The sequence below is a fragment of the Acetobacterium paludosum genome (genome assembly GCF_008086595.1).
Taxonomy (GTDB): domain Bacteria; phylum Bacillota; class Clostridia; order Eubacteriales; family Eubacteriaceae; genus Acetobacterium; species Acetobacterium paludosum.
The window spans coordinates 1-16,725 of the sequence record NZ_RXYA01000011.1; the positions used below are offsets into that span (position 1 = coordinate 1).

Below are 16,725 nucleotides of genomic sequence, written 5' to 3' on the forward strand. Positions count from 1 at the left end.
TTTTAATCAAAAACACACTGGATGTTTCAATTTCATCCTATAAATATTACACCATTTCTAATTCGTGATTTCCAATTTTTTCAACGATCTGTACAAACTAATATTTTCGACTTTTTCACTGGTCCCGGACGTTTCGCTTGTCGCACTTTCTTAAGTCAATGTGAGGTTTTCCTGGCACTTAACTTATTGAGTTAAGAGGGTATCGTGTAAAACAAAAAAAGAACAGAAGCTTTGCAGATGGAGTTAAATCAGGCTCCACTGCAGAGCTTTTTCTTTCAAATCTTTCTTAAAAATTCTGTATATTTAGCACAAAAACATTGTCAATATATAACAAATATGTCACTAGCCCCGGTGCCAGGTTCCTCGGAGCTAGATACACTTAATTTAAAATTTTAAACTAAAAACATATGGCGCTTTTTTAGTTCCGGCTTCATCTGCTCAGCCCTTTTTCGATAATTGCACCGCAGTATCACGAGAATAAATAGTTTTGTCACACGGATTGTCACAGGTTGTATTATGATTTTAGGTTTGATACAATAAAACGATATTGAAAAATGAGAGGAAACTTACGCATGGAAAGAATGACTTCAAAAAAAAGTACCATTGGACTGCTGTTTGTAATGATGCTTTTTTCATTAATTTTTTCGACCGGCGTTTTTGCTGCCGATGTGCAGGTCGGTGACGATACCACGATTGGAAATATTGTTGAAACGGATGCGGCAATAGCAACCCCAACAACGACAACAGCCGTCGGCGTTGAATACCGGGGTCATGTTCAGGATTATGGTGATTATCCCACCAATGGAACCTGGGTTCAGGGCGATGGTCAGCTCGGAACAACCGGCGAAAGCAAGCGAATTGAAGGTTTTAATATTGAACTGACCGGTGGCACGGCGATTCCCGCCGGCGCCAGCATTCGTTACAATGTGCATATCGAGAATGAAGGCTGGCAGAATGATCCGGACAATTTAACGGATACCGCCAACTGGAAAGCCAACGGCGAATTTGCCGGCTCAAGGGCAAAAAGTCAGCGTGTTGAAGCGATTGAAATCGTTTTGGTCGGCGCTGATGGCAAACCCCTGCCGGGTTATTCGGTACAATATCTGGTCCATGGCGAAAACTACGGCTGGACCCAGGGCTGGAAAGCTGACGGCGCCATTGCCGGAACAACTCACCTGTGCTTGCGGCTCGAAGCGATCCAGATTAAAATTGTCAAAGACGCCGCAACCGCTTATAATACCGCCGGAACCTACGGCCCCCAAACAGGTACCGAAGACGTCAAGAATGACGTAACGGTTGGCGCCGACGGTGTGACCCTTCAGAACTTTCACATCAAAGGCGATCTGATTATTGCTAAAGAAGTCGGAGCGGGAACGGTTAACTTGAACAATGTTACTGTGGATGGCAACACCTATGTTCGCGGCGGCGGCCCCAACAGTATCCACATCAACGGTGGTAGCTACAACAACATTGTCGTGGAAAAAACGGCTTCCGGTAATGTGCGGATTGTGGCAACCGATGCAACGGGCTTAGCCGTCGTCATTTCGGAAGATACCCAAGGACAGGACATTATTCTGGAGGGCGCCTTTAACAGTGTTGATATCAAAGCACCGGATGTCAATGTTTCGACGCAGGGTGACACTGCGATTAAAGAAATGAACGTGGCAGCCGGGGCAACGGGAAGTGAAATAACGCTGGATTCTAAAACAACAGTGGCTCACATGGTGTTTGATGAAGCAACGAATGTCAAAGGACAGGGAACCATTGAAAATGCGGATGTCAATGTTAACAATGTGACCTATGATAAAGCACCGGTACAACAGAAAATCGCACCGACGGTGACGGTTCCGCCGGCAACAAAAAACACGGCAACAATTACAGTCGTCCCGGTCACTGGTGTTACGGTCAACAGCGAGAATAACGCAACCACCGTCGCCGTTGACAATAGTCCATTGCAGATGAGTACGGTGATTACACCATCCGATGCAACAAATAAAAGAATTGTCTGGTCCGTTACAAATGAGACCGGGGAAGCAACGATTAGCGCCAACGGGTTGTTAACGGGAACAAAGGCTGGCAACGTGACTGTTACTGCTACCAATCCCTCTTCCGGGATTGCGGCATCAAAAGAAATAGCCGTCATTTCTCAGGAGTATGTGTCGGCAGATGACATTACGATCCCAGATCCGGCAAAGACCGAAATTTCGGGGGTAACCATAACAAAAGCGGATGGAAAAGTGAATTTTATTAATCAGCTTACGGTGGATTCAAATGGAAACGTAACCGGTGCTGCGAAAACGCAATTAGACAGCCAGACGGCTGGAATCGGTGGAGATGCCACTAAAGGTTATGTGGGATATACTGTTAACGCACCGGCTAAGGGTGAGTTAACTAAAATCGTTGCTTACACGCGAAATGATGGAGAAGCGGTTTACAGCGTCACAGATGTTCAAAACAATCATGGCTCTTCCGACGCGAAAGGCGATGCCATTCTTTATCAGTCGATCGCTGAAAAGAATGGCTCGGACTGGAAACCTTGCCTCTTAACGGGAAAGACTCAAAAAATATTATGGTATTATGCGGATGGCACAATTAGAGCGACATATTGGAATGTATCCTCGGTAGTGTCTGGAAATATTGCACGGGATAGCGCCAATACCGGTGGAGAGCTAATATCAACGGTTGCAGATAATACGGTGAACTTTACTGCGGGCGAAATCAAATGGTATTCCGCCAATTCAGGATTGGGAACCGTTGCTGGAAACCGCGTAGGGGTGAAAATTACAGCACCGGAAGGATTCAATCCTGAATTCTCGGATGTGGCGATTGATAATCACGGATATCATTGGTCTGATTTGGCAGGAGACCAGAATTATTTCTACTGGTATCCATTGGTAACGGCTGAAAACAAAACATTTTCAGCAACTGTCGATTGGAGTGCAAGTGCAATTCAGGTATTCACAGTCAATACAACGGGGACAACCCTGGAAACAGTGCCAACGGTGCCAATCCTGTCCACGGCAACGGTTGGAGAAACTACTCTGCCGGATAACGATACCCATAAATGGGCGGAAAAATATGACCATTCGATTTGGCAGGCTACAGCAAATAACTCAAACAGCTTGGATTTAACCGGGACCTTGGATACTGTGTCTGATGATACAAAGGCAGTTGGCACCGAGGAATCGCACTTGCTGATATTTTCCATCAGACCTCCGGCTGGAGTGACCCCGGATGGGAAGACAACCCTTAAAATCACAGGAATGATAAACGATGCGGCAGTTGAAGAAACCAGCTGCACGGGGAGTGATTTTTCAATGGGTTTAGGTAAATTAGTGGTCTGGGGTATTAAAGCAGGTGAAACCAAACTTATTATTAATGTGGACTGGGATGGTACAGGAACAAAATACAGCGAAGGAACATATACCGTAAATCTTGCTGGTTTGACTCTGAATACCGGCTCTTATAGCGGACCTTATTTGGATCAGGCTAGTAATTCTTTCTATGCCAACGGCATGCCGGTTAGGATTTCAGCGGTGCAGGAAGATAAATACGCCACCGTCATCACCTGGAAGGGTGGTTCTGTGACGCTTCCAGATGTCTATCGTTTAGCTGTAACTGATGGAGCAGCTAATACTGATGGGAAAAAGTACAGCATTTTTGGCGGCGCAAAGGATGGTGCTGTCGATACCAGTTCGATCAGCATGAACGGCGGGACGGTGGATACAATCTATGGAGGCGGCTACGGAACATCACTTGATAAGTCGGCAGATGTTACTTCTTTTGCGGCCATGGATATTAATGGTGGGACAGTTACGAATTGCGTTTATGGTGGGGCAAAATTATATGGGGTGACCAATGCAGCCACGGTAATAATCGGTAATGGCGTGGTTAATTCAATCTGCGGTGGGGGTGAAGCATCTTTGTCAAATACGGATCCGACACAGTCCACCGGAACACTTTCAGGTGTTTTAGATTACTATAAAGGAACGACTACGTCTGCGGCTGATGTCACCGGAAACTACACCAAATCAGCGGGAATTATAGTAACCGGGGGAACCCTTGAGACGGCGATTTATGGCGGCGGTCAGGGCTACGGCATTGTCGATCAGACATCTATCGAAATCGATGGCGGGTCGGTCAACAATGTGTGTGCCGGGGGCATTCACGGCTTGACCAAAATGGCGACTGTTCTGTTCAACGGCGGTACTGTCGAGGGACAGGTTTACGGGGTCAACAGCGGCTACGTCGGAGAACTTTCCTTCAATTTTAATAACGCCGCGATTCAAAATTTTAGGGTCGGAAATCTTTACGCAACCGGAAGCGAGGTTGATGCCGCAGAGGTTTTAGGGACAACGACCATTGGTGGTCAGCTGCCAGCTAATTCCTATGTTGGGGGAAATATCCTGGGAGACTTGAATCTCAGCGATGCAACAGGCACGCTTGTTGGAACCAATCCACAAGACACTAACGGTACGTTGACTATTCCGCTGGTGAAGATCTGGACCATTGGCAGCGGAGCCACCCTGTCGATACCGGCGGGGAGCACGTTAATAAATAATGGAACCTTAAAAAACGATGGAACACTGACAAACAATGGAACACTGACTGGCGAAGTGATATGATTATCTGGAGCTAGGTACCCATAACTTATTGTGAGGCACTCAAACAAAAAAAGACGATTCGAGTTTTACGGAACTTGGATCGTCTTTTCTCTTTAGTAAGCGGAAGGGGCCTATTATATTGAGCTTGAGTATCACGAGAATAAATAGTTTTGTCACACGGACTGCCACAGGTTGTTTAATGATTTTAGGTTTGATACAATAAAACAATATTGAAAAATGAGAGGAAACTTAGGCATGAAAAGAATTACTGGAAAGAGAGTATCCCCCGTCGGACTGTTGTTTGCGATCCTTTTGGTTTCAATGTTTTTTTCAGCAGGTGTTTTTGCCGCTGACGTACAGGTTAATGGCGATGCAACGGTTGGAAATGTAATTGAAACGGATGCCGCAACATCGGGCACAACAACAACGACCAGTGTTATGGGAGTTGATTACCGGGGCCATATCCAGGACATCGGCAATTATCCCGATAATGACGTAGTCTGGGTTCAGGGACCGGATCAGCTGGGAACAACCGGCGAATGCAAACGACTCGAAGGATTCTGGATCAAGCTGACCGGCGGCACGGCGATTCCCGCCGGCGCCAGCATTCGTTACAATGTTCATATTGAGAATGAAGGCTGGCTGAATGATCCGGATAATCTGACGGATACCTCCAAATGGACAGCTAACGGCGAATTTGCCGGATCAACGGCTAAAAGCCAGCGTGTTGAAGCGATTGAAATCGTTTTGGTCGGCGCTGATGGCAAAACCCTGCCCGGCTATTCCGTCCAATATCTGGTTCATGGCGAAGACTATGGCTGGTCCCAGGGCTGGAAAGCTGACGGCGCCATTGCCGGAACGACCGGACACAGCCTGCGTCTGGAAGCCATCCAGATCAAAATCGTTCAGGTGGCCGCAACGGCTTATGACAAAGCCGGCACCTACGGACCGGAAACCGGAACGGAAGTGGTCAACAATAACGTCACCGTTGATGCCGATGGCGTGACCCTTCAGAATCTCCATATTAAAGGCGATCTGACGATCAGCGAAAAGGTTGGCGATGGAACCGTAAATCTGAACAACGTGACGGTCGACGGTCAAACCCATGTCCGCGGTGGTGGTGAACATAGTATTCACATCAATGGCGGCAGCTATAATAATATAACCGTGGAAAAAACTGCTTCTGGAAATGTTCGGATTGTGGCAACCGATGCGGCCGGTGCGGATGTTGTCATCTCCGATAATGCCGAAGGTCAGGACATCATTCTGGAAGGCAGCTTCGACAGTGTGACAATTCAAGCACCGGATGTCAGTGTGAAGACCCAGGGGGATACCACTGTCAAGGATATGTCAGTTGGAACGGAAGCAACTGGTTGCGAGATTAATCTGGACACCAAAACAAAGGTTGGAAACATGGTCCTTGACAGCGGGGCGGATATTAAAGGAAAAGGCACGATTGCCAATGCCAATGTCAATGCCGACGGGGTAAAATTTGAACAGGCGCCGGACAAACAAACTGTGGATCCGAAGGTAGTGACACAACCGGTAGTGACGCCAGTCAACCCACCAAGTAGTGGCGGAAGCAGTGACAGCGGATATTATTCGATACCATTGACTTCAATCGGTGCGATATCAGGGACACCCTGTGCCGGAAATCTATTAACCGCAGGTACCCTATTGCCAGCCGGTGCGACAGTCACGTATCAGTGGAAACAATCGGCAGACGGGGTCACTTATATGGATATCCCTGGCGCAACGTCCAGTACCTATGCAGTGGATTACGCATATGCGGATAAATACATAAAAGTTGCGGCAACCGGAACTGGCTATTATTATGGGACGGTGACAAGTGATGCCACGGAGAAAGTTGTCAGAATCGAGGCGGGGTTAATCAATTACGATGATAGTTCGGCCCTAGGCAGCGTTTCGCAGACAGTCACGCTGACGGGTTCGACGTTTGCGGATGCAGCCGCGAGTGAGAATTTAAAAAACTGGTCGATTAATACCGGCACCACTAATCTTCAGGTGTCAAAAATCACACGAACAGGCGACCAGATGGTTACAATCGATTATACGATGAAGGTACCGGGTCAAGGAACTGGTGCTGGGACGCTCTCGGTTCAGGCAAAGGCAGCTGCTGTTATGAGTGGTGTTGAAAGTAATACATCAGGTTTTAGTATAGCCCAACCATTACCACTGATCGGGATCGGTGCGATCACCGGGACGCCTCAGGTTGGTGAAGTCTTAAGTGCGGGTCCACCAGATCCACTGAGTGCAAGATTTTCTTTACAATGGCAAATTTGCAATACGACAGATGGCACGTATACCAATATTAATCAGGCGCAGGGCGGTCAATATACGCCGGTTGCAGCGGATGTGGGCAAATTTATCAGAGTGACAGCGGCCGATGCGAATGACACCGTTGCAAGTCAACCCGTCGGACCGATCATCGCCAGGGAAGAGCCCAAAGCCATAAAGAGTGTGGCAGACAAAAACATAACCGTCCTGAATCAAACCGATCTAAATGGGGCCAAAGCGGCTCTTGGCACGGGAATAACGGTCATCCTTGCAGATGACAGCACGGCCGTTGTGCCGATCAGCTGGAACGAACCAACAACGACTGCTTATGACGGGACAAAACCAGGGACTTATGAATTTACAAGCACCTTTGGCACGTTGCCGATTGGGGTGACGAACGATAATAATGTTGCTGCACCAAAAGCAACGGTCAGGGTCAATACCGTCCAGACGATCAAAAGCGCAGGCAATGTGACTGGTCAGGTTTCATACGGAACCGATCTGAGTGGGGCAACGGTTGCGCTTGGCAGTCAAGTACAGGTAACCCTTGCAGATGATACCACCACCATGCTGCCGGTTACCTGGAGCGACACCACGACTCCGTCCTATGTCGGGACAAAACCGGGGACTTATGAATTTACCGGGACCTTCGGTACGTTGCCGGCTGGGGTGACGTATGATGACAAGCAGGTTGCCGCACCAAAAGGGATCATAACAGTCAGCGGGACAAAGAATATTAAGAGTGTCGCAAGCATCACCAAAACGATAGGAAATGGAGGAGATCTTTCATTTGCTCAGTTTATGCTTGGTTCAACCTTTAATGTCACGCTGGATGATGACAGCGTCGTCAATATCACCAATATGGCTGTCACATGGGAATGCGCAACAACATACAATGGTTTAATCCCGGGGCCATACACCTTCACAGGAACCTTTACCAGCTTGCCGGTAGGGATCACCAACAGCCAAGTGATTAAAGCGATAGCAACCGTGACGGTTGCAGACCCGCTGATCGCCGCCAATCCCGGTGACTATGTCAGATTCATCGACACGCACAGCGGAAATATCTTCTGCAGTCAGGTAACCTCAATCAATCTGGTTGGTTTACCGCCGGCAGCCAGCGAGTATCTATTTAAAGTATTCCATCCCGCCGATTTAATGGTTGCATCAGAAGCGACATTAACGGTACCCGTGACAGCATCCGACAGTATTATTAGAATAACAGATGTTGCAACAGGCGAGATCGGCTATGCGCCGACAGCAGCTGGGGAACTCAGTTCCGTACCGGTTCTGACCACCGCGGCCGGAAATGTTACAGTGACTATGCCTGCCAGTAATGGCACTTATATTATCGAAGAATTTTCGAAAGACAATATAAAAACGGCTTCAGGCACAAGCTTACTGGTCCATGCGAGCGGAGCCGGCAGTATGGTACGAATAACGGATATCACAACCGGAGCAACTGGGTATGCACCGGTAGCCGGTGGGAATTTAAGACCAACTGTTAATGCTGAAAATGCATTGGAGGAGACTTTTATCGAGGCAGCAACAGTTAATTTGACCGTTCCGATCAGTGGCGGGAAGTATATGGTGGAAGAAATAGCACCACAGAATGCCATCATTATTAACTGACGGTGTCTGTGCTCTCCGGAGCTAGGTCGTATCATATAGCGGGTGCGAATCCCGTCGGGTAAGGTAGACCATACCTACCCGTAGTTAGCCTTGGAGCTTATAGTTGAGGCATTCAGACAAAAAGAGAGACGATTCGGGTTCTGCGGAACACGGATCGTCTCTCTTTTCTTCAAACCTCTTGTGGTTAGAGACGGAAATTAAGGGTAAACAAATTCTAAACCTGATTTTTTGCGAAGCTGAAGATTGTGCCAGGCAATTGCTGGAAAGGAAATAAAAACAATGAAAAAACAAATTAAGAACAATGTGAGCTGGGTCGGAAAAGTTGATTGGGAGCTGAAGCAGTTTCACGGAAATGAATTTTCAACCAATCATGGCTCCACCTACAACGCCTATTTGATTCAGGAAGAGAAGACTGTTTTGATCGACACGGTTTGGAGGCCCTATGATAAAGAATTTGTGGCGAATCTAGCAAAAGAGATTGATTTGAGTACCATCGATTTTGTTGTGGCCAATCATGGGGAAGTGGACCACAGCGGCTCATTGCCGGAATTGCTGGAGCGAATTCCCGAGGTGCCGATTTATTGTACCCAAAATGCCGTCAAATCGTTAACGGGCCAATATCACAAGGACTGGAATTTTAAAGTGGTCAAGACCGGTGATAAGCTGGCTGTAGGCAATGGCAAGGAATTGATCTTTGTTGAAATGCGCATGCTCCATTGGCCGGACAGCATGGCGACATATTTAACCGGCGATAATATTTTATTCAGCAATGATGCTTTTGGTCAGCATTATGCAACCGAGATGCTGTTCAACAATTTGGTGGATCAATGTGATTTGTATAAAGAGGCGATAAAATACTATGCCAATATTCTGACCCCGTTCAGTCATATTCTGCAAAAAAAACTGGATGAAATTATCGCTCTTAATTTGCCAATTGACATCATTGCCACCAGCCACGGCGTTATCTGGCAGGATAATCCCATGCAGATTGTTGAAAAATATGCCCAGTGGGCCGGGGATTATCAGGAAAATCAGATTACCGTTATTTATGATACCATGTGGAACGGAACGAAAACGTTGGCTGAAAAAATTGCCCAAGGGATCCATGCTGAAGATCCCGCGGTTGAAGTGAAAGTATTCAACCTCTCCAAGAGTGATGAGAATGATCTGATCACGGAGGTTTTTAAATCGAAGACGGTGCTGATCGGGTCGCCAACCATCGGCGGCAGTATTCTGCACTCCATCGCCGGCTTTGTTCATCTAATGAAGGAACTGAAGTTTAAAAATAAGAAAGCAGCCAGCTTTGGTTGCTATGGGTGGAGCGGTGAGTCAACCAAGGTCCTGAATGAATGGCTGACTGAAGCCGGTTTCGAGATCATCGGTGAAGGACTGAGAAATCAGTGGAATCCCAATCTCGATCAACAGGAAGCCGCCGCGGCATTTGGCAAAATGATTGCCAAAGCCTAGCGCCGGGGGTTGGGTACAATTGAATGAACATCATCGCCCGCAACGTTGGTGCAAAAACAGACGCAAACGGGCGATCATGGATCGCCCCTACGGGTTAGAATATCGGGGCATGGTAGAATTAACGAGTAAAAATCGGTTGACCGTTTAGGTCTGCTGTGTAAATTTTACGGCTTCAATCATGTCGTTGAGTTGGGTGATGGTCTCGGCTTGCGAAAGGACGTAATCACTTTTCGGCAGATACTTGAAAAAATCGTCAAACAGCTCGATGATGCTTTTTTCTTTGAGTTCGATGGCTTTGAAAATAACCTCTTCGGCATCGTCGTAATGCAGAACCAGGCGAATGGCATCATCGGTCTGCAAAATTTCGAAAAATCCATAATTTGCTTTCAACTTATCGGACATGGCGTAGGCCGTGATCACACCGTTTACGAGATCATCCCTGGTTTTTTCCAGAAACATCAAGCCTTCTTCCCGGGTAAACGGATGACACATATCAGGGGGAAAGAAAATACATTGGCCAAAGACAAAGCCGCGGAGATAATCCAATGAAAAATAGGTGGTGATAGCAGACTTGTCTTTTTGATACTGGGCATAAGTGGATATGATGGCCTCCAGCAAAAATTCATAGTGCGGCAGCTGTTTATTGGCCTTGGATTCAATCAGCTCTTTGGTAAAATAGACACCGATGGCCGGCAGAGCATTCATAAATTGTTTCGGCACTCGGACCTGGTCCAGCCCGAAAATTTCGTATAAATTCCGGCTCTCAATAATAAATGAATCGGTCGTTTCCAGCAGACTGGAAAAATCATCGCCATAGAGTTCATGAATGTCAGGATTGTCATACACAATCAGCCGTTTAAAATCGGATGAAAGGGTCAGGGTCCGGTCTGAGGTTAGAATATAGTAAGGAAACAGGGCACTATGTTCAAGCTCCCCACTTTCAGAATAATAGAGATAGTTGGACTGGTAGGCCACGTTTTTTAAAACCGAAATTGAAATGACGGATTTCAGTGTCGTCAGGTAGTGCGCGGTCGTCGAACCTTCGCTGGCTTTGGGCAGGTGAATGACATCTTCTAAAACAAGGTGTTTTTTATTGCCGATCATTCGCTGAAAAATATGGTTGTAAACGGGCTCTTTTTCACCGCGGATAAACATCTGGAGATGGGGATGATCGTTAGTGAACAGCTCCCGGTCGATGGCATTGCAGATGGTTCTCAGGACGGCGGCTTCGTTGGTTATAATGGTGTGGGTGACAGCATCGTTATTGTCGCTGTGGGGCGTTTCATTTTTGGACATTTCTTTGGAAAACTGGATGCCCTGTTCGGTCAGTTCCGTGATCGTTTCAATCAGGGCGATGATTTTTTTTCGGTTATCAACGCATTGGGCGCCCCATTTTTCAATTTCATACAGCTCAAGCAGTATTTCTTTTTCAGCCGATGACAACCGCAGCGCGACACACAATTTTCCGAAGAATTCTTTTGTAGGCAAACGTTCCCCGGATTTGATCCGCTGGAGGGTGGTGCGGTCTAAATTTCCGATTTTGGCTAAAGACTGTATCGTTTCACCGCTTTCATCAATCAGGCTTTTAATTTCTTCACTGAATTTTGTCATAGCATGCTCCTCTATCCGTTTTGACCAGTTTTTCAAATCAATTACGCAATGTTCTGGCATTATCTTTTTCTGATTATAACACATTTTATTTTTTTAGGATAATGATACTCGAAATAAAAAGACCGAAGCGACGGTTGTCGCTTCGGTCTTTTTTTCTGGGTTGAAATGCTTTGCTAAATGTTTCGGTGCTTAGTAACGGTCGGCTGGTTTTATCTCAGCTGAAACTGGTTAATCTGCTCTTTTAACATAATGGCTTGACCGGACAGTTCTTCACTGGCGGCAGCGCTTTGTTCAGCTGTGGCGGAGTTCTGCTGAACCACTTGAGCAACCTGTTCAACCCCCATGTTGATCTGGGCAATTCCGGTGGCCTGTTCATTGGAAGAGGTGGCAATATTGCCAATCAGACTGGCAACTTGGCCAATACCGGTGACGATTTCATCCAGTGCTCCGGCAGTTTGATCGGCAATCTTGGTACCTTCCTGAACTTTACTGATCGAACCTTCGATTAATCCGGTTGTTTCTTTGGCGGCGTCGGCACTGCGGGCGGCCAGCGTTCGGACTTCCTCGGCAACGACAGCAAATCCTTTGCCATGCTGCCCGGCTCGAGCGGCTTCTACCGCGGCATTGAGGGCTAAAATATTGGTTTGGAAGGCAATATCGTCAATCACCTTAATGATTTTGGAAATATCGGCGGAAGACTTATTAATTTCGACCATGGATTGCTGCATTTCCGTCATCTGATGATTGCCATTTTTAGCATTTTCCATGACATCCGTAGCCAATTCTCGGGCTTTGTTCGCATCAACGGCATTGTTTTTGGTTTGATCGGCAATTTCCGCGATGGACGCGGTTAATTCCTGAATCGAACTGGCCTGCTCGGTGGAACCCTGAGCCAGCGACTGACTGCTGTCGGATACCTGATTGGCCCCAACATTAACCTGCTCAGCGGCATTGCTGATATCCCCTAATAGGGAATTCAGTTTTAAAATAATCGCGTTAAGGGCAATGGAAATGGTGTTGAAATCGCCTGGATAAGCCCGGACTTCTTCAATGTTGAGATTGCCATTGCCAATTTCTTCAGTGACTGCCGAAATTTCGGTCACAACGGTTCTAAAACGACTCCCCATCGTATTGACAGAGGATTTCAATTCGTCGAAACTGCCTTGATAAGAACCGTCCACGGAGACGTTCAAGTTTCCTTCGGACACGGCATTCATGACTGATACGACTTCGGCTAAAGGCTTGGAAATTTTTTCGAGAATGCCATTCATACCTTTAATCAGCTTCTGCCAGGAGCCATCAAACTTTGTTTCATCGGCCCGGGTATTCAATTCGCCTTTAATGGCTGCTCGTGTAAGCAGGGTGGCATCTTCGATGAGCTCGCCAATTGAATCTTTTACGCCGACCAGATTTGTTTCAATAGTCATAAACTGCTCGTGGGTTTCATTGGTGTATTCATTGGGGTCCTGAATATCAGTATTAAAATTCAGGTCCCCAGCTGATAGTTTTCCTAAATTTTCTTCTAAACGAATAACTTCTTTTTTCGTGTAATGGGCAACACTTTCGAAAGGTGTCGTATCATGAGATGTTTCAAGGAAACCGATGGTTTCGCCGCTTTTATTGATAACCGGCGTTGTGTCCATGCGATAGTAGCGGTCTCTGAATTCAAAGGGATACTCAATTCTGCCGCTTTTTTTTGAGGCGGTTACGCCGCAATTTTCAGTGTTGCACATCTGTAAATTACAGTCGGAACAGCTTCGGCCATACATATCTTCCCGGTGTTCAGCCGTTCCGGTTTTCTTCATCAAATCGCCCAGGGCTTTATTGAGAAAGGTAATCTTTGAATCATTATTCACGACGGTGACACGGTAAGGCATCGCATCAAGGATGGCCTGAAAGAAATCTCTTTTATTGGAGATTGTTTCGATGGCCCGATTGACCTGGGCAATGGCGATTTTGTAATCGCCGTTGAAATCATTTTCCCGGCTCTTGTTAAGATAATCTTCTTGCTCAGCAAGTTCTGGCATCATCACCAGATAATCGCGAACGTTTACCATTGATTGCTGTAAGCTCAGCAGGCTGTTTCCCATCAGATCGGCTTTCGATATTGGACTGATGACCTGGGATAGATCGCCTTCCGCGATCTTTTTGGCAATGTCGGCCTGGACTCTCATGGTCGCTGCAATTTCAGACAAAGCAAAACCTAATTCTCCCAACTGATCTTGCGATTTTTCAACGTCGAACGCCGCTTCAATTTCACCATCGGCAAGATAATGGGCAACTTTTGTAAGTCTGGATATTTTGTTGGAGGCATCCTTCATTCCCAGGACAATTACGCCAATGATCAGAACTAATCCGATGGCATAGCTGAGGACCTGATTGTTCGGGCCCACAAACACCATTGAAAAGCCGACGGTTACTAAAAAAATCAAAGCAACAGGCAGAACAACCGTGATCAGGATCTTCGACAACAAACTTTTTTCATGCTTCATTCGTTTCTCCTCTTTAATTTTCTATATAAATACGATTAAATCATATTGTTGTTTCTTCCTCACCACTTTTCCCTGAAAGATTATACCGCTGATCTACCTTTACATAGATGCTGTTACTCTTCACAGCAGGGGTATTCAATCAAATCTGTTTATTTATGTACAACATTATATATGATGCGTTTAGTAAACACAATCTTATTTTTTGTTTTGTAAATACAGTCACAAAATAGCATATTTGTGGTATATCTTTATTTCATGGTAGAACCCCACCCTGTCGCAAGTAAAACATTGCCAAAACACCTAAGAAGGTGTAAAATTTACCATAAATAGGTTCTTAATAAAATCCTATGTTGTCAAAATTATCAAAAATTATAAACGGAGGATTTAAATGTGAAAAAAATTACAGTTAGTATTTTATCATCAATGTTGATGTTTTCAATGATCTTTTCAACAAGTGCTTTTGCTGCTGCTGATGAAACTCAAACATCGGCAGTAGCTTCGGGAATACTCACGAATGGGGTAGCAACTGAAGCCACCAGTAATATGGGGGTTCAATATCGTGCCCATATTCAGGATGTTGGGGATTACCCAACAGACGGCACCTGGGTTATCGGACCAACGCAAATAGGTACACCGGGCCTAAGTAGAAGAATTGAAGGGGTAGAACTTCAGTTGACTGGAGATATTCCGGCCGGCGCCAAAATTGTTTATAATCTTCATGTTCAGGATTATGGCTGGCTGGGGAATATCGATGACCCAACTACCTGGCAGGAAGGTCCTAATTTTGCTGGCACAAGAGCTGAAAGAAAGCGTATTGAAGCGATTCAGATTGAATTGCTTTATGCTGATGGCACCAAGCTGGATGGCTATAGTGTGCAATACAGCGGACATGTTGAAAATATTGGAGATGTAGCTGCGGTTGCCGACGGTCAAAAGCTCGGTACGGTAGGTGCTAGCCAACGGTTAGAGTGCTTAAAAGTTCAGATTGTCCAGACAACCAGCTTAGCAGCTTATAATACCGCCTTGGCGGCGGTAAAAGAAGCGGATTATACAACGGCTTCCTGGTCTGCTTATCAGAAAGTGGTAACTGCCAATGTTGTCTCGCTGGCAAATACTCAGGCGAAGGTTGATGTTGCCACGGCGGCAATTACGGCCGCGCAGAAAGATCTGGTTAAATTATCGAACCTGACAGCATACAATAAAGCAACCGCGGCCATAACAGAAGATCAGGTTAAATCGGGTTGGACGGCATATAAAGCGGTTTTAGATGCCAATGTGGTAACCAATCAGAATACTCAAAAAGCAGTGGATGATGCAACGGCAAAAATTGTAGCCGCGCAGAAAAGCCTTGATTTGTATGCCGAAATGACGGAGTTTAATAAGGCCATCAACTTATATGTAACATATGGTGCGGATGCCGCCAATGCTCCTTATACAGAGGCGACATGGAATACCTACACGACGCAGTGCGAATTATACGGAACCCTTAAAGATGACGTATGGGTGTATGATGTTATTTCGAAAAACAGTACCCAGGCAACTGTTGATGCCGCAACAACCTATATCAACAGTGCGGTCGCTAAATTGGTGAAGACCACTGATTTAACGGCATTCAATGCAGCAAAGATGATTAAAATAACCGATGGGCCTTACACTACCGCTTCGTTTGATACTTATTCCAAGGATCCGGTGGTCGTCTATCTTAATGGCCTGACATCGAATGCCCTGAAAAGTTCGACTCAGGCAGTGGTTGATAGTTATACCGATACCATCATCAGCCTGCAAAAGAAAATACTGGTATTGGGTTCAGATATTAGCAAATACAATGAAGCGCTTGCGCTGGTAAAACAGGCTGATTACACGACGGTTTCCTGGTCAACTTACCAGACCGTGGTTTCGACCAATACGGTTACGGCCAACAATGCCCAGGCCGTGGTTGATGCCGCAACGGCCACCGTTTTAACGGCTCAAAATAATCTGATTTATTCAGCCGCCTATGTGGTAGCAAAGGGAAATATCAACAGCGCAAGTTTTGAAGTACAAAGCGTTAATGATAATATTCTAACACGTGCCAAAGAATTGATGACGGCGAATGAACTGGATACCAGCAAGTATCTAATTACCTTTACCCGTGTCGATACAACCGGCACCGCTGTTATTAATCCGACAACAGGTCTGATTACCAATGTCGGAACCGGCACCGCGACGGTAACCTTTACCATCACACCGGTTGATGGTTCGGCAGCAGCAACGACCGCAAATGTGGTATTGGTGCTGAGCTGATTCAAAATGAAAGCTAGTCTCTATGAATATGGGTGCCCGCCCCTACGGTCATTATCAATCATATTTTGTAGGGGCGATTATTAATCGCCGGTGGACGCACGAACAAATAATATAGCAGTACCAAAAAAAGATCAGTGAAAACTGGTCTTTTTTCGTTATTGCCGGCAGCAACGAAAATATACGACAGATAGAGAAAACGGAATATTGGTAAACCGTTGCAAAAAGCTAAAGAAAAGTGTAAAATTGACGATATAAATATTGATCATATAAATTGTTTGGAAATTGCTGATAATGAGAAATCTACAAAAAATAGATGATTCAGAATTAAAGAAAAAGAA

General features: G+C 46.0%; 7 protein-coding genes. 5 read left to right on the forward strand and 2 right to left on the reverse strand.

All coding sequences use genetic code 11. The features are described from left to right. The first annotated feature begins 572 nt into the window (after window positions 1–572). The 4 genes from FZC41_RS11545 to FZC41_RS17735 all read left to right on the forward strand — a co-directional run bounded on the left by FZC41_RS11545 (window position 573) and on the right by FZC41_RS17735 (window position 10,149). On the forward strand, window positions 573–4,625 hold the full coding sequence (locus FZC41_RS11545; RefSeq protein WP_170253970.1) for an Ig-like domain-containing protein: 4,053 nt from the start codon (window positions 573–575) through the stop codon (window positions 4,623–4,625). Window positions 4,626–4,859: 234 nt separating this feature from the next. Further along, entirely contained in the window at window positions 4,860–8,534 is a 3,675-nt protein-coding gene (locus tag FZC41_RS11550) for an Ig-like domain-containing protein (RefSeq protein ID WP_170253971.1), read from the forward strand. 279 nt (window positions 8,535–8,813) lie between these two features. Beyond that, window positions 8,814–10,001 (forward strand): anaerobic nitric oxide reductase flavorubredoxin, encoded by a 1,188-nt coding sequence (locus FZC41_RS11555; RefSeq protein WP_148567572.1) that lies wholly within the window; start codon window positions 8,814–8,816, stop codon window positions 9,999–10,001. A gap of 19 nt (window positions 10,002–10,020) precedes the next feature. Beyond that, the gene (locus FZC41_RS17735; protein WP_279235181.1) at window positions 10,021–10,149 is read left to right on the forward strand and encodes a hypothetical protein; all 129 of its coding nucleotides are present in this window, start codon (window positions 10,021–10,023) and stop codon (window positions 10,147–10,149) included. Here FZC41_RS17735 and FZC41_RS11560 read toward each other — a convergent pair. After that, the gene (locus tag FZC41_RS11560) at window positions 10,146–11,612 is read right to left on the reverse strand and encodes a helix-turn-helix domain-containing protein (RefSeq protein ID WP_148567573.1); all 1,467 of its coding nucleotides are present in this window, start codon (window positions 11,610–11,612) and stop codon (window positions 10,146–10,148) included. The genes FZC41_RS17735 and FZC41_RS11560 overlap by 4 nt on opposite strands. 209 nt (window positions 11,613–11,821) lie before the next feature. Beyond that, window positions 11,822–14,104: a methyl-accepting chemotaxis protein gene (locus tag FZC41_RS11565; RefSeq protein WP_148567574.1), complete on the reverse strand. Its 2,283-nt coding sequence runs from the start codon at window positions 14,102–14,104 to the stop codon at window positions 11,822–11,824. A gap of 390 nt (window positions 14,105–14,494) precedes the next feature. Here FZC41_RS11565 and FZC41_RS11570 point away from each other — a divergent pair, with 390 nt between their 5' ends. Beyond that, window positions 14,495–16,387: a hypothetical protein gene (locus FZC41_RS11570; protein WP_148567575.1), complete on the forward strand. Its 1,893-nt coding sequence runs from the start codon at window positions 14,495–14,497 to the stop codon at window positions 16,385–16,387. Window positions 16,388–16,725 lie beyond the last annotated feature (338 nt).